We start from the raw sequence: 16,816 nt of genomic DNA on the forward strand, positions 1-16,816 counted from the left end.
GACTCCAGTGAAAGTATCGCTCAAATGGGGAGATGAATCGGTCGCGTTCGACCTTCCCGACCGGAACGTCATCGACGTCCTGGAGCCGGAAGGCGGCGAACCGGTCGCGGATCTCTGGGAGGCGGCGTGGGACCTCCTCGAAACGCCGACTGCGGGGGAACCCTTTTCGGACATCGTCGAGCGCCTCGCCCCGAAGAAGATCGCCATCATCGTCAACGACATGACTCGATCGACGCCGACGCGGGAACTTCTGCCGCCGATCCTCAAGAAGCTCGACCTTCTCGACGTCGCGCGCGAATCCGTCGTCATCGTCGTGGCGACGGGGACGCACCGCGCGATGAACGCGGAGGAAATCGGACAGATTCTCGGACCCGACATCCCGAAGGCGTACAGGGTCGTCAACCACGATTGCGACGCGCCCGACCTCGTCCCGCTCGGAACGCTCTCCACGGGCAACGAACTCCGGATCTGCCGGGAGGTCGCGGAGGCGGACATGCGCATCGCGATCGGCGAGGTGCTGCTGCACTACTACGCGGGCTTCGCGGGAGGGCGCAAGAGCATCCTCCCCGGCGTCGCGGCGCGCGAGACCGTCATGAGCAACCACAAAATGATGACCTGGCCCGGCGTCGACATCGGCGTCGTCGAGGGCAACCCCCTGAGCGACGAGATGATCGAGGCCGTGGAGCGCTTCTGCCCGCTGCACTTCATCGTCAACTGCGTCTCCGACAGCCGGAAGAACATCATCCGTCTCGTCGGCGGCCACTGGAAGGACGCATGGCTCGAAGGCATCCGGACCTTCCGCGAAAAGAACTTCGCGCCGCTCGACCGGCAGGCCGACGTCGTCTTCGTCTCGGCGGGCGGCTACCCGAAAGACATCAACATGTACCAGGCGCACAAGGCGATCCACATGGCAGCGCGCGCCGTCCGCGACGGAGGGACGATCGTCTTCTTCGCGGAACTCGAGGAGGGGTACGGACACAAGACCTTCCAGGAGTGGGCGCAGCGAGGCTCGACAAAAGACGAAACGATCGCGTCATTCGAGGCGGACTTCCGTTTCGGGGCACACAAGCTCTACTACCTCGCGAAGGTCGCGAAGCGCGCGACGATCCTGCTCTACGCGGACGTCGACGCGGCCGACGCGAAGAAGATGTTCTGCACGAAGGTCACGGACCTCGGCGTGGTCGTCCGGGAGATGGCCGAAAAATACGGCCCGGACTTCACCGCCATCGTCATTCCGCAGGGAGGCATCGTTCTGCCCGTCATTCGCTGAACGGCGATACGGGAAGAACGTCGCGTCGACGCCGCTCCCGGGGTCCCTCCCGCGGGGGCGGCGTCATTTCGGAACGTGCGGGCCGCGTCAGTCCTCCGCGGCCCGCGCGAGGGACGAATCCCGGGAACGTTCCCCGAGCTGCGAGAGCACGAGGACCGTCACGACCGCGAGCAGCGAGAGCCGGTCGGCGAACGAGAAAATCGCCGCGAACCCGATTGCCAGAACGCAGGCCGCGATCCGCACGGCGGGATTCGACAACAGACGGACCGCGGCGCAGACGATCAGCAGCGCGTTCAGCAGAAAGAGCCCGTTCGCCGTGCCCACGAGCGACGCCAGATTCAGAACCCCGAGCCCCGCAAGCGACAGGCTCGCGAGATGGATGCCCCCAAGTGTGACGACCGCGCGGACGGGAATGCCGTTTTCGTTGCGGACCGCGAAGAAGCGCGGGAGTTTTCCGCGTTCGGCCATCGACGCCGCGAGGCGCGACACTCCGCCGACGACCATCATGTACGTGCATCCGCACAGCATCGCGCCGAGCGCCGCTATCAGGGCGGGCGCCGCAGCCCCGAAGAGCGGGCGGAGGAGGTCGGCCATCGAGGGGATCCCGCCGCCGGAGGGAGCGACGAGCGGCAGCGCCTTCGCGATGGCGAGGTAGATCGCCGCGATCGCCGTGAACGAGAGCGTGACGGCGGCCGGAACCGTCGTCCGCGACCGTTCGATCTCGAGCGTGTAGTTTCCGAGAATCTCCCAACCGGTGATCGCCCAGAAAAGCAGAACGAGCGCCCTTCCGAACGAGGCGACCGACGGCGCGGGCAACGGCACCGCGGCCGAGGGGTACAGCAGGACGCTGACGCTTCCCGCGAACAGCACCAGGCCGATCAGCGTCGAGGAAACCAGCGACAGCATCCCGACGAACATCACACGGCGCTGCAGCAGGAGCAGACACAGCATCGCCATCGAAATCCCTCCGCCGAAAGCGCCCCCCGGAACGGGAAGGACATCGGCGAGATACGTCCCGGCCGTGAACGAGACGGCCGCCGGGCCGAAACAGACCGCGCCGAGCATCAGACAGCCGCACACGTCCCTGAAGGTCGGGCCGAACGCGGCTCCGACAGCCTCGACGAGCCCTCCGTCGCCGGGATAGCGCATGCAGAGCGCAGCCGTCACTCCGGCGAAAACCCCCATGAGAACGAGCGTGATCCCCCATGCCGCGAACGATTCCGTCCCGGCGAGTCCGAGCGCCATCGGCGGCAGCAGAATCACTCCCGATCCGAGCACGGGACCGACGAGAAGTCCCGAGAGCGTTCCGACGTTCAGTTTCCGTTTCATTTACCTTCACCTCCGCGTCTTTCGGGAGTACTATAATCGCGATATCTTCATCGGACAAACGGAACGTTTCGATTTTTCGAATCGTTTTTTTCGATTGAGTACGATCTTCGAGTTTTCACGGTGGGAAAGAAGGAGATTTTGTGGAGACGCGATTTCTGGCAACCTTCAGGACGACCGCGACGCTGGAAAGTTTCACGCTCGCCGCGAGACAGCTCGGGTACTCGCAGTCCACGGTTTCGGCGCAGATCCGCGCACTCGAGACGGAAACAGGAACTCCACTCGTCGACCGTTCGTCGCGCCGCTTCCGCCTCACCGATGCCGGTATGCGCCTTCTGGATATTTCGGGGGACATCCTGACGCTCGAGACGAAGGTGCGCGAAATCGCCTCCGGGACGGCCGAACCATCCGGAGAGCTCCGGATCTCCGCCGTCGAGAGCCTGATCGTCGTTCGGCTCCGGGAAACCCTCGCGATATTCCGGAAACTCTGCCCGAGGGTTCGCGTGTGTCTGCGAAACAGCGTCTGCGTCGAAACGGTCGACACCGTCGTCCACGGCGACGTCGACCTCGCGTTCGTCATCATGCCGCCGCTGAAGCATCCCGATCTCGAAATAGTGCCCCTGAAGACCGAAGAGATGGTCTTCGTCGCCCCCGGAGGAACCGACGAGAATCTTCTCGTTCGGGCGCTCGAACTGGGACGTCTCGACGAATGTTTCATCTTCACGGAACCCGGATGCACTTACCGGATCGTCGTCGAGCACTTCTTCCGAGAGCGCGGCATACTCCCGGAAAGCCGAATGGAACTCTGGAGCATGGACGCCATCCGTCGCTACGTCGAAGACGGATTCGGCATCTCGTTCATGCCCCGGATGTACGTCGCCGAGTCCGCCCGGCGCGGAACATTGACGATCCTCAACGCCCCGACCCCCGAAGAGACCTTCCGCACGCAGCTCGCGTACAGAAAACGTTGCGACCTCTCTCCCGCGGCGCAGGAATTCGTGCGCCTCGTCCTCGACGCCGCAGGCCGCTGGGATGAGCCGCCCCTTGACGAAAACGTCGCGTCCGTCTAGTATTCCCGTGTCAGACAAGGGCGATGGCGTTCGCCCGGACCGCCGTTACGAAGGCTGATGACGCCTCTTTGCCGGATATCCGGCGAGGAGGCGTTTTTTTTGCGGCCGACCCCCGATCCATGGAAGGGAAGATACGATCAATGACAGGAACAGTCGTCGCCCTCGCTCTCGCGGGAGCGGCCGGAACACTTGCGCGCTTCACGCTTTCGAGTTTCGTCCAGCGCATCGCGGGAAACGCATTTCCATGGGGAACGCTCGCGGTCAACCTCACGGGATGCTTCCTGTACGGACTGCTGCTCGCGCTCGCGGAACGCAGACTTCACCTCGACCCGCACATCCGGAACGTCGTCTTCATCGGCTTCATGGGCGCGTTCACAACCTTCTCGTCGCTGATCTCCGACACGGGACACATGGCACGGGAAGGGGTGTTCGTCGCGGCGGGACATCTGATCGCACACAACACGCTCGGACTCGGCGTCTTCTTTCTCGGCGCGCGCCTCGGATCTCTCTGACGACTCGGGCACGCCGACAGATCTCTCTTCGCGACGCCATCCTTGAATCGCCCGCTCGCGGAGTGATAGAATTTTCACAACCATTCCGCTCGGCTCCGCCGGGATTCCGCCTTCGGGGAGGAGAGGTCCGTGAAAGCCGTCGTTTTTCTGTTCTGCTGTATCGTTGCGTGCTGTTCGTCCGCTCGGGGAGCGTCGGGGCTCGAGACGTACGCGTCGCTTTCGACCGCCGAGCTCATGACGATCGCCGAAAGCGGTGACATTGTCGCGCAGTACGAAATGGGCGTCCGGTTTTTCAACGGAACGATCGTCTCGAGGGATTACGCCGAATCCGTCAGATGGCACCTCCGTGCCGCGGAACGCGGATACGCGAAGGCGCAGTGCAATCTCGGCGCCTGCTTCGACCGGGGGCTCGGCGTCTCCCGGGACTACGGGGAGGCCGTCCGGTTCTACAGGATGGCTGCGGAGCAGGGCGACGCGAACGCGCAGTTCAATCTCGCGACGAACTACGCGAACGGCGAAGGCGTCTCCGGGGACATCGTCGAAGCCGACCGCCTCTGCCTCCTCTCCGCGGAAAACGGCCTTCCCGAGGCGCAGAACAACATCGGCGTCCGCTACGACAGGGGGGAACGCGTCTCCCAGGACCGAGAGGAGGCCGTCCGCTGGTACCGCAGGGCGGCGGAACAGGGACTCGCGGCCGCGCAGTACAATATCGGCAACGCCCTCTGCCTCGGACGCGGCGTCCCTCGCGACTACGAAAAGGCCGCCGCGTGGTATCGTCTCGCCGCCGAGCAGGGAGACGCCAACGCGCAGCACAATCTCGGCGTCTGTTATTTCTTCGGAACCGGCGTCGCGCCGAACAACGAAGCGGCCTATCGCTGGCTGCTCCTCGCGGCCGCAGCCGGGAATACCCAGGGAGCGCAGATCCTCGCGAAGCTCGAGGAAGCTCTCCTCCCGGACGCGATCGACTCCGCCCGCAAGTGGGCATCCGGATGGAAGCCCTTCCATCGGCAGCACCCCTGAAATACTGACGATACTCTTCCCAAAAGCACCTCTTCGCGTTCTTCCGAAAGATTCACGCAGCCCCATCCCGACAGGGATACTCCCTGAAATGCGCCCCGAATTCCGATTCGAGCTTATTAATTAAAAACTAAATAAAAATTTTTATTAAAGATTTTTACTCTGATGTTTGTAATCATATTGACATATTCATTCCTCTCGCTTAGGATTTCCTCTGAGGGTTCATTCGCAATCAACGAGATGGGATGCTGCGCAAAAACGGAGTGCCGCAAAAGGAGACGATGAGAGTGAAGGAAAAGTGCAGTCCCGTGGATTCCCTTCTGTTTGCGACGAACAGGGTCCTGAAGAGCGTCATGGAGATGCAGAAGAGGGCCGGTGACCTTCAGAGCGTGTACTCGAGCGTCGCGCGGCAGTGGAGGTAGGACGGAATATCTGCCGCCTCGCCGGAGCGAAGAACGGGAGTCCGCGCGCGAACGCCGTCGCGGACTCCCGTCGACATCACCGGAAAGAGCGACCGCGCCGCCCTTTCAGCGCGCATTCCCGCTGATGTCGATAATATCCCGCAATAACGCGAAGGCCGTCTGCGGTCCCCCGGCACCCAAACCCGTGAAACACACCTGCCCGGTCGTATCCGTCGAAAACACGATCCCGTTCGCCGTACCCGGAAGACTCGCGAGCGGGTGGTCCGCGCCGATGAAGCGCGGTCGCACCGAAATTCTCGGCCGTGCGGTCGCTCCGGTTCGCGGACGTTCGGCCGAAGCGATCAGGCGGATCGCCCCGCCTCGTTTCGCCGCGTCGGAGACCGCCCCCGGCGTCAGGCCGCAGATGCCTTCGACGTCGACATCCCCGAGCGACACCGAGGGGTACCCCAGAAAGGATTGCGCGAGGATCATGGCCTTCAGGGCCGTGTCCCATCCATCGAGATCGTTCCCCGGTTCGGCCTCGGCGTACCCTTCAGTCTGCGCTTCGGAAAGCGCCGCGTCGAACGTCGCCCCTGTCTTCATGCGCTCGATCATGTAGTTGCAAGTGCCGTTGAGAACTCCCTCGAACGAGAGGACATCGGCGCCGAGGAACCCGGGCCCGGCCGCCGAAAAGAGCGGCGTTCCCGCCATGACGGTTCCCTCGTACATGAGCCTCGCCCCATTTTCCTTCGCGAGGGAGAGCAGTTCGTGGAAACGCAGGGCGATCGGCCCCTTGTTCGACGTGGCGACGGATTTTCCCCTCCCGAGCGCCGCCCGGATGTACGACAGCCCAGGCTCCCCGGTCTCCGGGTTCGTGACGGTGCATTCCGCCAGGACGTCGTATTCGCCACGCTCCACGAGGTCCATCGCCGTTTCTTCGGCCGCGCGCGCCGCCCCGAAGGCCGCGCCCGAGAGGACATCGCGCGGATCGATCCCGCCTGGGGCGTACGCGCAGCCCCGCGTCCGCGTCGCCACACCCGCAAGCAACACCTCGAGTTCATACTTCGCCGCGATCGCCTCCCGCTTTTCCGCAAGCAGCGAGCAGAGCCCTCTTCCGACATTGCCGCATCCCAACAACAACACACGAACCTTCATTCATACCCCTCCCCGAAACACAGATAAAAAAATCGGGGGCCTTCGTCTCTGCGAAGACCCCCGACCGGATACGCGCGCTTCGTCCACGTTCAGACAGCGACCGCCCCGGGAGGGTCGTCGCACGTCATCATCATGCAGAAACCGTTTGCGTCCACACATCGCTTCATCGCGCACTCACCACCCTTCCCGTAAAATTAGCGGCGATTATACCTCGCGAACGCGCCGGTTGTCAAATGCGCCCGGTAGTCCATGAGCGTCTTCGTTCCCGGCATGACATCGTCATTTCCCCCTCGCGAAGCGGACTCCCTGTGTCAGAAACGTCGGGAAAAGCGCCGAGAGCGCGATTATCCCCCATTCGCGCCCCTCGAGCGGTACGATGTCGAGCACGTTCCCGAGCAGCGGGACGTACGTCACTCCGACCTGCAACGCAAGCGACACCGCGACGCCGCCGAGAAGCCACGGGTTTGACCAGAGCTGTCCCGGATCGCGGAGGATGCCGGCGCTTCGGACGTTCATCACGAAGAAAAGCTGCGCGAACACGAGCGTATGGAAGCATATCTCCGTCGCGCGCGCCGTATCTCCGTTTCCGCTCCGCAGACTCCACCAGTAAGCCGCAAGCACGCCCAAGGTCATTGCCCCCCCCTGAAGAAAAACCTCTCTCCTGTGCGAAACCGTCAGGATATCCTCGCCGCGGCTCCCGGGAGCGCGGCGCATCAGGTCGCTCTCGGCAGGGTCGAGCGCCAGCGCGAGCGCGGGCAGAACATCCGTCACGAGATTCACCCAGAGGATCTGGAGCGGAAGCAGAATGCCCGGGAAACGCAGCAGGATGCTGGCCAGCACCGTGAGAACCTCGCTCAGGTTACAGCACAGAAGGAAGAATACCGACTTCCGGATGTTCTCGAAAATCCGGCGCCCCTCGCGGACGGCCTCGACGATCGTGGAGAACCGGTCGTCTTCGAGGATGATGTCCGATGCCTCCTTGCTGACCTCCGTCCCCTGGATGCCCATCGCGACTCCGACATCGGCCTGCTTGAGCGCAACCGCGTCGTTCACCCCATCTCCCGTCATCGCGACGACTTCTCCGGAGGCCTGAAGGATCTGAACGAGACGCAGCTTGTGTTCCGGGGAGACGCGCGCCAGGACGGAAACGGCTCCGGCCAGTCCGGACTGAATTCCATCGAACTCGCGTCCTTCGAGGATGACGTCGCCGGGACCGCGGACGATCCCGGTTTCGCGCGCGACGGATCCGGCCGTCACGACGTGGTCTCCCGTCACCATGACGACGCGGATCCCCGCCTCGTGGCACCGCGCAACCGCCGGCGCCGCCTCCGGGCGCGGCGGATCGTCGATCCCCGCGAACCCGACGAACGCCAGGGACTCGCGAGTCGGTCCGATCGCGAACGCGATCGTGCGCATTCCACGTTCCGCGGCCGCTCCGACCCGCGCACGCCACTCGTCGCGGGTCCCGCCTGTCATCGGGACATCCTCCCCGTTCAGGCGGATATACGCCGCCTGGGCGATGACGACCTCGGGGGCTCCCTTGAGGCAGACGCAATCGTCGTGCCACGTGATCATCCGCATCGTCGACGAATCGAACGGTTCGACCGCACGCCTCGGCCGCGCGGCCCGGATATCCCCGGCGGCGTCGCCGACGAAACGAAGCAGCGCGACCTCCATTGGATCGCCGACATCGCCGTCTTCCGTGAGTTCCGCATCGTTGCAGAGCGCCGCGACACGCCGGAGCAGGGGCAGGGCCGCTTCGTCGGGCGTATCGGCCATCCGGACCGCCATTCGGTTCATCGTGAGCGTTCCCGTTTTGTCGGTGCAGATCACGGTCGTCGCCCCCAGAGTTTCGACAGCCGCAAGGTTCCGAACGAGCGCGTTCTTCGCGGCCATTCGCTTTACGCCGAGCGCGAGCGTCATCGTGGCCACGAACGGGAGTCCCTCGGGAACGGCCGCGACGGCGAGGGCGATTCCCGTTTCGACCATCGAAAGGATTCCGCGTCCCTGCAGAATTCCGGCAATCGTCACGACGGCCGCGATGCCGAACGTGACGGCGATCAGGAAGCGGCTGAAGCGGGAGAGACGTTCCTCGAGCGGCGTGGACTGCTCTCCGACGGTCTGCAGCATCGCCCCGATCCGCCCGAGTTCCGTATCGTACCCGGTCGCGTAGACGACGGCCTTCCCGGTTCCCTTCACGACTGACGTTCCCGCAAAGACGCAGTCCGTCCTGTCAGGAAGCGGAGTATCGCCCGCAAGCGGGTCGAGGGTTTTTCGCACCGGAACGGACTCTCCCGTCAGCGCCGCCTCTCCGGTCATCAGGTTCGAGAGTCCGACGAGCCTTGCGTCGGCAGGGACGACGTCGCCTCCTTCGAGCATCAGGACATCTCCGGGAACGATCTCCTCCGTCGGCACGATACGCGCCGCCCCGCCCCGGAGGACCCGGCAACGCGGCGACGTAACCGACCGCAGCGCCTCGAGGGCTCGCTCGGCGCGATACTCGGTGACGAATCCGAGGATGCCGTTGATGAGGATGACGACGACGATCGCGATGGAGTCGGGGTATTCGCCCATCGCAGCACTGACGGCCGCGGCGGCCGCGAGCAGCAGAACCATCGCACCGCGGAATTGCCGCGCGAAAACCCTCCACCACGAGACGCTCTTCCGACGATCGAGAGCGTTTCGCCCGTGCGTCCCGAGAGTTTCATCCGCCCGCTCCGGCGTCAAGCCGGCCGCGGGATCGACGCCGAAATGCCGTATGACTTCTTCGGCGCTCAACGCATGCGCACGAATCACACCGCATCCCGCCCTTCATGAGGATCGGCGCTGTATCTACGCGCTCCACGACGTTTTGGGCAAGTCTGCCCCTATATGATTGAATTGTCAAGCAACTCATCGCGTCGCACACTCCGGCCGGCTACCAGGCGACGACTCTTTCTGGTATCGTAACGGACGAACGCACGTATCCGTCGAAAAGGAGTGATTGAGCGTGAAATGTCTCGAACCGTTCGTCATCAGGGAACTGGAAATCCGGAACAGGATCGTCATGCCGCCGATGTGCATGTACTGCGCGACGCAGGGCATGGCCTCCGACTTCCACCTCGCCCACTACGGCGCACGCGCGCTCGGAGGAACCGGTCTCATCATCGTCGAGGCCACCGGCGTCCTCCCGGAAGGGCGAATCACCGACCGCTGCCTCGGCTTCTGGGACGACCGGCAGATCGAACCGATGCGCCGGATCGTCGACCTGTGCCGCTCGTACGGCGCAAGGGTCGGCATTCAGCTGAACCACGCGGGGCGAAAATGCACGGCCGGAGAGGTCACAACGATCTTCGCCCCGAGCCCGATCCGCTACGACGAGGAATCCCGCGTCCCCGAGGAACTGACCCCCGAGGGAATCCGTCGCGTCGTCAAGGCCTTTGCGGCATCCGCGGCCCGCGCCGCGGACGTGGGGTTCGATCTCGTCGAGATCCACGCTGCGCACGGCTATCTTCTCAACCAGTTCCTCTCGCCCGTCACGAACCGAAGGACCGACGCGTACGGGGGAAGCACCGAAAACCGGGCGCGCCTCCTCGTCGAGGTCGCCCGCGCCGTCCGCGACGCGCTGCCCGCGCGCATACCGCTCCAGGTCCGCGTATCGGCCGTCGACCACGTTCCGGGCGGACTCGACGTCGCCGAAACGTGCCGCCTGCTCCATCACGTCAAGACGCTCGTCGACTGCGTCCACGTGAGTTCCGGCGGACTGACGCCGACGCCGCCGAAGTTCTTTCCGGGGTACCAGGTCCCCTACTCCGCGGAGGTCCGCCGGACGCTCGGCCTTCCGACGATCGCGGTCGGACTCGTCACGGAACCCGAGCTGATCGAGGAAATCCTCCTGAACGAACGGGCGGATATGGTCGCAATCGGCCGGGGACTGCTCCGAAACCCCTTCCTCCCGCTCGACCTCGCGAAACGGGCGGGGGCCCCGTACACGGGCCCCGAGCAGTACAGACGGGCGTTCATGTAGGGCTGGGCCCCGGAAGGCGGAATACCGACTTTCGCCGGCAGCGCAGGAGCCCGCCTCCCCCGTCCGAAACGAGGGCCCTTCGTCGTTGGTCGTCGAACCGCGCGAGAAACGCTCCGACGACCGCGGCGTAGCGTTCCGGTTCGTCGAGCGGGATCTGGTGCCCGGACGCCGCAAACGAGACGACCGCGACGCGCGGAAGCGCCGATTCGTAGAGGGCCGCCATGCGACCGTCGACTTTCGCGGGGATCGGAACGTCCGTCCTCGTTCCGCGCAGGACGAGGACGGGGCACGCGATGCGCCCGAGGTCGGGCGTGAAGTCCCGGTGCGTCGACTCCTCGAAGCTATGGGCGACCCGCAGGCGGAAGAAGTTCAGGATCGGTTCGCCCCGGTGCGTCATCGCCGAGCGCGGCGCGGCGCTCCCCTTCGGCCAGACGGTGTGAAAGGGAGGCTGATCCACGAGAACGAGCCCCGCGATGCGGTCCGGATGGCGAAGCGCGTATTCGAGCGCATAGGCTCCGCCCCGCGAGTAGCCCAGAAGACAGAAGGAGCCGGGAACGGCCGCGTCGACGACGCATTCGAGATCCCCGACGTGATCGCCCAGATCGTACCCGTGTTCCGGAGTGTCGCTCCGTCCCCTTCCCCGGTAGCTCACCGACACTCCGGGGCGGCCGAGATGGGCGAAGAGATCCTCCGCCATTTCGGCAGGCTCCCAGAACCCCGGAGAGACGACGAGCGGCGTTTGCCCGGGCTCCACCGTTCCCCACAGGATCGCGTGCAGCCGGACCGCGCCATTCGCGACGAAGAGATCGCGACGCATTCGCATCGCCCCTTTCGGCATCGATATCTGTACATCCTACTTCCCGCACGTCGGTCCGTCCATCCGCCTCTTTTGCGGGCGACTCCCCCTCATGCGTCTGATGGAACTGCTACAATAGGCAGTATGAAAGAACTTCCGGACGAAACGATCGAAACGAATACGCGGATCTTCCCCGAACTTCGCACCCGACGGCTTCTGCTCCGGGAACTTCGCCGCGCCGACGCGAAGGATCTCTTCCCGGTCTGGTCGGATCCCGTCGTCACGGAATATCTCACGATGGATCCGTTCGCGAGCCTCGCTCAGACGGAGGAAATGATCGATTTCCTCCTGACCCTGCACCCGCAGGGGACGGGGTGCCGCTGGGCCGTCACGGACGCGCGCACGGGGCGCGTTCTCGGAACCTGCGGCTTTCACAACGTCTCCGCCGAACATTCCCGGGCCGAAATGGGCTACGAGCTCGGAGCGCAGCACCACCGCAGAGGCTACATGACGGAGGCCGTTTCGACGATCCTTTCGTACGGTTTCGCCTCTTTCGGTTTCAACCGGGTCGAGGCGTTCGTCACGGTCGGAAACATTCCCTCCCGTTCCTTCCTCGAACATCTCGGCTTCTCCCTCGACGGAACGCTCCGCGACTACGAGTTCGCGAGGGGTCGTTTCATGGATCAATGGTGCTTCTCCCTCCTCGCGCGCGAACGGTCCTCCCTCCGGAACTGATCCCCCTTTTCGGCCGGAGGGGTGGGAAAAACCACCCCTCCCGAAACCGCGAAGGGTGAGGACATCCTCCGATCGATCCGCTACCATTCCGTCCGACGAATTCCGAGGCGATCCGGAGCGCCGTTCCGGGTTTTGCGCGATCACTTGACGCACGAACCACTCTTTGGTTTGATTGTCGCGGAGTACGGAAGATTTTCTCAACTGTTCGCTCTGTCGGGCAATACGGGCTTTACGGAGGACACCCGCTCGAATGTCAGATGACGGGGTCTCCGGTCGACACTGAAGGAGGGACGGGAATGGGCATATTCGGACGCATGACGGATATTTTCAAGTCGAACGTGAACGACGCTCTGGACAGGATGGAAGATCCGGAAAAGATGCTCAAGAACATGATCATCGAGATGGAGGAGGCGCTCACGAAGGCGACCTCGGCTCTGGCGAAGGCCATAGCAAACGAACAGAATCTCCGCAAGCAGCAGGGTCTCGCGCAACAGCAGGCCGCGCAGTGGGAGGAGAAGGCCGCGCTCGCGATGAAGGCGGGAAACGCGGACCTCGCGAAGCAGGCCCTGTCGAAGAAGATCACGTACGACGGACAGGCCGGCCAGTATGACGGAATGATCGCCCAGGCCTCGAATACGACGCAGTCCCTGCGATCGCAGCTCGACGCCCTCAAGGCGAAGCTCGACGAGGCGCGCATGAAGCAGTCGACGCTGATCGCGCGCGCCCAGGTCGCGAAGACGCAGAAGGAATTCTCGAGCGCGATGGGAACCGTGATCGGGGACGGAGCTTTCGCCAAGTTCGACAAGATGGAAAAGAAGATCGAGGGGATGGAGGCGGAGGCGCAGGCGTACTCGGAGGTTTCCGGGGCCGCTCCGGCGGACGATCCGTTCGCCGCGCTCGAAAAGAACCAGCAGGTCGACGATGAACTCGCGAAGCTCATGGCGAAGATGGGACAGGGGGGCGGTTCCGGTGCGTAAGTTCCCGATCCTCACGGACGGCGTCAACGCGGCGCTGCTCGCGAAAATCCGCAACACCGTGGCCGACTATCTCATGGACTTCTTCGACGCCGAGGACCTCGTCCGCGTCGACGACCTCTTCTCGTTCTCCTTCGGAAGCGCCACGGTCCAGGTCACGGTCGCCCCGTGGCATTCCGAGGACGTTCTGGTGCGGGTGTTCGCGTACCTCGTCGAGGACGCGGACCCGGCCGAGGTCGCCCCGAAGCTCATGCGTCTCAACGCGGAGACGCCGCTCGGCGCGTTCAGCCTCGCGTTCGACAATACCGTCATGTTCTCGTGCACGCTTCCGGGCGCGCACCTCGACGAGAGCGAACTTCTCGCGGCGATCCAGACGGTGGCCGTCTACGCGGACCAGTACGACGACATCCTGAAGGAGAGGAGACTCTGAAGATGAGCGCTCTGTCGATGGGAATCGGCGCCCTCATGGCGCTCGGAGGCGCGTACCTCGCCTTCGTCCAGAAGAAGAAGTCGGAAGGAGAGATCACGGAACTCAAATTCTCGAAGAACTCGACGCTTCCGGATATCAAAAACGCGTGGAAGAGCGTCGCGGAACAGGGACTCGGCTACCGCGACTTCATCGAGACGACCGGAAAGGCCGTCACGGACGGAGAACTTCTCTCCCCGCACGGGAAGATTCCGTGCGCCTATTTCTCGGCGACGGTCGTCCGGGAGTTCGAAAAGGACGAGATGGTGAAGGACGACAAGGGGGTCGTCCAGCGAAAGACCACCAGGGGTTCGGAAACCGTCTCGAGCCAGAACAGTCCGACGCCGCTCTACGTCGAGGACGGCGGCGTCCGCGTTCCGATCGACCTCGACGGCGCGTCGATCGACCTGAAGGACGGCGCGAACCGCTTCGAGCCCTATGACTCGACCCGGACTTATTCGTTCTGGGGCGTGTCGTTCCAGGTTCCGCAGGCGACCCGGACGCTCGGGTTCCGCTACGCGGAAAAAATCATCCCGCTCGGACACCCCCTCTACATCGCGGGCGAAGTCAGGGAATCCGCGGGGAACCTCCACATCGGAAGGCCGTCGGAAAAGGGGAAGCCCTTCATCGTCTCGGTCAAGTCCGAAGAAGAAGTCGTGAAGAGCCGGGAGTCCGGAGCGAAGGCGCAGCTCTGGCTCGGAATCGCGCTCATCGTGGCGGGAATCGCGGTGGCAATATTCGTCAAATAGTTCGGAACGCGTCACTATAATTGAGGGGGTCAGAAGGATATGAACACGAAACGCACGGTTCTCTGTCTTGCGGCTATGGCGCTCTTTATGGCGGGACCGGCCCTCGCGGCCGACCCGAAGTACGACACGAGCAGCTATTTCGGCCCGAAGATGAGCTACGGCGTGACGGACGAATTTCTCGCGAAGGCCCGGGCGGACGAGTCCCTCAAGGCGAAGCCGCTGCGCCTCTACGACATCACGGACGCGGATCTCGCGAAGGCCGCCGTGCTCGCGGACATCGTGACCGGACTCGAGATCGAGTCCGGCAAGGGGATCACCGACCTGTCGCCGCTCGCGAAATTCACGAACCTCACGTACCTGAAGCTTGATTCGCTCAAGTCCGTGAAGACGCTCGCGCCGCTCGCCGCGCTCACGAAGATGGCGAAGCTCCACGTCCGGCAGGTCGAATACCCGGACCTCGCCTTCCTCGCGCCAATGAACGACCTCACGGAGCTCGTGTTCTTCATGCAGCCGAAGGGCATCAAAGACATATCCCCGCTCAAGGGCAAGACGAAGCTTAAGAAGCTCTCGTTCTACGCGGCTCCGATCGAGGACATCTCCGCCCTGTCCGAATTCAAGGATCTCGAGGAACTCGACCTGTACATGACCGAGGTCAAGGATCTCTCCCCGATCGCGGGGCTCGCGAAGCTGAAGAAGCTCGGACTCTACTCCATCCCTGCGACGGATCTGTCGCCTGTGGGGAATCTGACGGAACTCCGATACATCTGGATCTACGCGACGAAGTGCGACGACTACTCGCCGCTCGCGAAGCTCGTGAAGCTCGAGGAGTTCCACGGCGGAATCTCGAAGTTCAGCGACATGAAGGTCGTCGAGACGATGCCGAACCTCAGGATCGTGAAGATGCTCCGCGAGGAGTTGACGAACCTGGCGTCGCTCGCGAAGTGCCCGAAGCTGTCGGAGGTCGTTCTCGAAAGCGTTACGGGGACGATCGACCTCTCGATCTTCGCGAACATGGCGAAGCTCGCGCGGCTCGACGTCGAGGGATCGACCGTGACGAACCCCGAAGCGATCGCGAAGCTGCCGGCGCTATCCGCGCTCGACGTCCAGAAGACGCAGGGAATCGCCGATTTCTCGATCTTCAAGGATCTTCCGAAGCTCCAGTACATCTACGCGAAGGTCGGGCAGTTCCCGCCCGAGCAGATCGCGCCCTACGGAAAGAAAGCCATTATCCAGAAGTGAGCCGCGGGGCGGAGGGGACGATCCCTTCCGCCCCGTCCGCATCGAACGTCCGTTTTCCGAAAGGAGGGGGATCATGCGCCCGTTCGCCCGATTCGCATTTCCCGCCGCGGTTCTATGCGTTCTGTCCGGCGCGCCGCTCGCGGCGGAGATCCGCAGCGTTCCAGAAGACCTGGAGAACTGGCCCGTCGCGGCGACCCTCGACGGAACGAACGTGAACCTCCGCGCGGCTCCGTCGACGCGATCCCCGGTCGTCGGACGCTTCGCCGACGAGCGCGCCTCGGGAGAACTTCTCGTGGTCGGGTCGTCGCGTTCCGACGGCGGCGTCCCGTGGTTCGAGGTCGTGAGCGAAACGGCCCCGAAGGGCTGGATCTTCGGAAAGCACCTCCGCCGCATCGGCGACGGAAACGATCGCGTCGGCCGCTACTGCGACCGTCTCCGCCGTGATTTCGGCCTGACGCCCGCGATGGCGGTCGCGTTCTTCGGCGAGCCGGGGTCCCGCAAAACCCGGCGCTTCACGATCGAGGACTGGAAGCTCGACGTCACGGAGACAACGCTCGTCTTTCACGGACATACGGCGGTCTACTGGAAGGTGAACGGGCGCGACAGACTCCGGAGCGTCGAACTTCCCGGCGGATGGCAGGGCTTCGGGGACATCATGCTTCACGACGACTCCGAATCCGTCGCTGAAAGGATCGGACCGCCCGATACGGTCCGGAACCGCGTCTGGACCTATCATTCCGGAACGCGGGAGATCGTCATGGTCTTTGACCGGGAGGCGCGGCTCGAATCGATGACGTATTCCGCGGGGTTGTTCGAATGACCTCCCATACCCTGCAGTGCGGCGTCGTCCTCGCCGCGCTGGCCGTCTCCGTCTCCGGAACGGCCGCCGCCGTGGACCTGAAGAACGAGGATTCGAAAACCTACAGCGTGGGCGTTCACGAGCGGTCGTTCACGACATGGACGAGCATCTCCGGCGGAACGACGATCCACGGGATCTGCCCGGAATGCCGCATCGAGGTCGTCGGCCTCGGAACGGTCAGGGGCTCGGGCTCGGACGTCGTCGTCATCCGGAACGGGGCGCTCGACATCGAAGACTGACA

Annotated in this window: 17 protein-coding genes and 1 riboswitch; of the genes, 13 read left to right on the forward strand and 4 right to left on the reverse strand. The window is 63.9% G+C overall.

The genetic code is table 11. The features are described from left to right. Positions 1–7 precede the first annotated feature (7 nt). The gene (locus tag ACZ5IU_RS05010) at positions 8–1,270 is read left to right on the forward strand and encodes a nickel-dependent lactate racemase family protein (protein ID WP_464421093.1); all 1,263 of its coding nucleotides are present in this window, start codon (positions 8–10) and stop codon (positions 1,268–1,270) included. 87 nt (positions 1,271–1,357) lie between these two features. Here ACZ5IU_RS05010 and ACZ5IU_RS05015 read toward each other — a convergent pair whose 3' ends face one another. Next, positions 1,358–2,599: an APC family permease gene (locus tag ACZ5IU_RS05015; protein WP_464421094.1), complete on the reverse strand. Its 1,242-nt coding sequence runs from the start codon at positions 2,597–2,599 to the stop codon at positions 1,358–1,360. 140 nt (positions 2,600–2,739) lie between these two features. On the opposite strand from ACZ5IU_RS05015, the gene ACZ5IU_RS05020 reads away from it, so the two are divergent. The 4 genes from ACZ5IU_RS05020 (at position 2,740) to ACZ5IU_RS05035 (ending at position 5,617) form a co-directional block, all read left to right on the forward strand. Then, on the forward strand, positions 2,740–3,666 hold the full coding sequence (locus ACZ5IU_RS05020; protein ID WP_464421095.1) for a LysR family transcriptional regulator: 927 nt from the start codon (positions 2,740–2,742) through the stop codon (positions 3,664–3,666). Between the two features lie 10 nt (positions 3,667–3,676). Further along, positions 3,677–3,740: riboswitch (Fluoride riboswitch) on the forward strand. 66 nt (positions 3,741–3,806) lie between these two features. Continuing rightward, the gene (locus ACZ5IU_RS05025) at positions 3,807–4,178 is read left to right on the forward strand and encodes a fluoride efflux transporter FluC (RefSeq protein WP_464421096.1); all 372 of its coding nucleotides are present in this window, start codon (positions 3,807–3,809) and stop codon (positions 4,176–4,178) included. Between the two features lie 129 nt (positions 4,179–4,307). Continuing rightward, positions 4,308–5,198, forward strand: coding sequence for a tetratricopeptide repeat protein (locus tag ACZ5IU_RS05030; protein ID WP_464421097.1), 891 nt, complete (start codon positions 4,308–4,310; stop codon positions 5,196–5,198). A 284-nt stretch (positions 5,199–5,482) separates the two neighbouring features. After that, positions 5,483–5,617 carry a hypothetical protein gene (locus ACZ5IU_RS05035; protein WP_464421098.1) on the forward strand — a complete coding sequence of 45 codons (135 nt, stop codon included), beginning with the start codon at positions 5,483–5,485 and terminating at the stop codon, positions 5,615–5,617. Between the two features lie 105 nt (positions 5,618–5,722). Here ACZ5IU_RS05035 and ACZ5IU_RS05040 read toward each other — a convergent pair whose 3' ends face one another. Continuing rightward, positions 5,723–6,751, reverse strand: coding sequence for a homoserine dehydrogenase (locus ACZ5IU_RS05040; protein ID WP_464421099.1), 1,029 nt, complete (start codon positions 6,749–6,751; stop codon positions 5,723–5,725). Between the two features lie 279 nt (positions 6,752–7,030). Next, positions 7,031–9,547, reverse strand: coding sequence for a cation-translocating P-type ATPase (locus tag ACZ5IU_RS05045; protein WP_464421100.1), 2,517 nt, complete (start codon positions 9,545–9,547; stop codon positions 7,031–7,033). A gap of 193 nt (positions 9,548–9,740) precedes the next feature. Here ACZ5IU_RS05045 and ACZ5IU_RS05050 point away from each other — a divergent pair, with 193 nt between their 5' ends. Then, positions 9,741–10,757 (forward strand): NADH:flavin oxidoreductase/NADH oxidase, encoded by a 1,017-nt coding sequence (locus ACZ5IU_RS05050; RefSeq protein WP_464421101.1) that lies wholly within the window; start codon positions 9,741–9,743, stop codon positions 10,755–10,757. Here the strand turns inward: ACZ5IU_RS05050 and ACZ5IU_RS05055 are convergent. Further along, positions 10,750–11,574 (reverse strand): alpha/beta fold hydrolase, encoded by an 825-nt coding sequence (locus tag ACZ5IU_RS05055; protein WP_464421102.1) that lies wholly within the window; start codon positions 11,572–11,574, stop codon positions 10,750–10,752. The genes ACZ5IU_RS05050 and ACZ5IU_RS05055 overlap by 8 nt on opposite strands. A 123-nt stretch (positions 11,575–11,697) precedes the next feature. Between ACZ5IU_RS05055 and ACZ5IU_RS05060 the strand changes: the two genes are divergently transcribed. From ACZ5IU_RS05060 to ACZ5IU_RS05090, 7 genes are all read left to right on the forward strand, one after another. Then, positions 11,698–12,288, forward strand: coding sequence for a GNAT family N-acetyltransferase (locus tag ACZ5IU_RS05060; protein ID WP_464421103.1), 591 nt, complete (start codon positions 11,698–11,700; stop codon positions 12,286–12,288). A gap of 296 nt (positions 12,289–12,584) precedes the next feature. Continuing rightward, positions 12,585–13,265: a PspA/IM30 family protein gene (locus ACZ5IU_RS05065; protein WP_464421104.1), complete on the forward strand. Its 681-nt coding sequence runs from the start codon at positions 12,585–12,587 to the stop codon at positions 13,263–13,265. After that, on the forward strand, positions 13,258–13,692 hold the full coding sequence (locus tag ACZ5IU_RS05070; protein WP_464421105.1) for a T3SS (YopN, CesT) and YbjN peptide-binding chaperone 1: 435 nt from the start codon (positions 13,258–13,260) through the stop codon (positions 13,690–13,692). Before ACZ5IU_RS05065 ends, ACZ5IU_RS05070 begins: the two co-directional genes overlap by 8 nt. A 2-nt stretch (positions 13,693–13,694) precedes the next feature. Continuing rightward, positions 13,695–14,477, forward strand: coding sequence for an E3 ubiquitin ligase family protein (locus tag ACZ5IU_RS05075; protein WP_464421106.1), 783 nt, complete (start codon positions 13,695–13,697; stop codon positions 14,475–14,477). Between the two features lie 39 nt (positions 14,478–14,516). Next, positions 14,517–15,716 (forward strand): leucine-rich repeat domain-containing protein, encoded by a 1,200-nt coding sequence (locus tag ACZ5IU_RS05080; RefSeq protein ID WP_464421107.1) that lies wholly within the window; start codon positions 14,517–14,519, stop codon positions 15,714–15,716. A gap of 73 nt (positions 15,717–15,789) precedes the next feature. After that, positions 15,790–16,536, forward strand: coding sequence for an SH3 domain-containing protein (locus tag ACZ5IU_RS05085; RefSeq protein WP_464421108.1), 747 nt, complete (start codon positions 15,790–15,792; stop codon positions 16,534–16,536). Continuing rightward, positions 16,533–16,814, forward strand: a complete 282-nt coding sequence (locus tag ACZ5IU_RS05090; protein ID WP_464421109.1) for a hypothetical protein — start codon at positions 16,533–16,535, stop codon at positions 16,812–16,814. The genes ACZ5IU_RS05085 and ACZ5IU_RS05090 overlap by 4 nt, the downstream gene beginning before the upstream one ends. Positions 16,815–16,816: the final 2 nt, after the last annotated feature.

The organism is Lactivibrio alcoholicus (assembly GCF_055390895.1).

Bases quoted from the DNA above. Each gene is read 5' to 3' on its own strand.
- ACZ5IU_RS05075 (WP_464421106.1), top strand. From the start codon at position 13,695: ATGAGCGCTCTGTCGATGGGAATCGGCGCCCTCATGGCGCTCGGAGGC.
- ACZ5IU_RS05055 (WP_464421102.1), bottom strand. From the start codon at position 11,574: ATGCGTCGCGATCTCTTCGTCGCGAATGGCGCGGTCCGGCTGCACGCG.
- ACZ5IU_RS05025 (WP_464421096.1), top strand. From the start codon at position 3,807: ATGACAGGAACAGTCGTCGCCCTCGCTCTCGCGGGAGCGGCCGGAACA.
- ACZ5IU_RS05040 (WP_464421099.1), bottom strand. From the start codon at position 6,751: ATGAAGGTTCGTGTGTTGTTGTTGGGATGCGGCAATGTCGGAAGAGGG.
- ACZ5IU_RS05015 (WP_464421094.1), bottom strand. From the start codon at position 2,599: ATGAAACGGAAACTGAACGTCGGAACGCTCTCGGGACTTCTCGTCGGT.
- ACZ5IU_RS05065 (WP_464421104.1), top strand. From the start codon at position 12,585: ATGGGCATATTCGGACGCATGACGGATATTTTCAAGTCGAACGTGAAC.
- ACZ5IU_RS05085 (WP_464421108.1), top strand. From the start codon at position 15,790: ATGCGCCCGTTCGCCCGATTCGCATTTCCCGCCGCGGTTCTATGCGTT.
- ACZ5IU_RS05090 (WP_464421109.1), top strand. From the start codon at position 16,533: ATGACCTCCCATACCCTGCAGTGCGGCGTCGTCCTCGCCGCGCTGGCC.
- ACZ5IU_RS05060 (WP_464421103.1), top strand. From the start codon at position 11,698: ATGAAAGAACTTCCGGACGAAACGATCGAAACGAATACGCGGATCTTC.
- ACZ5IU_RS05080 (WP_464421107.1), top strand. From the start codon at position 14,517: ATGAACACGAAACGCACGGTTCTCTGTCTTGCGGCTATGGCGCTCTTT.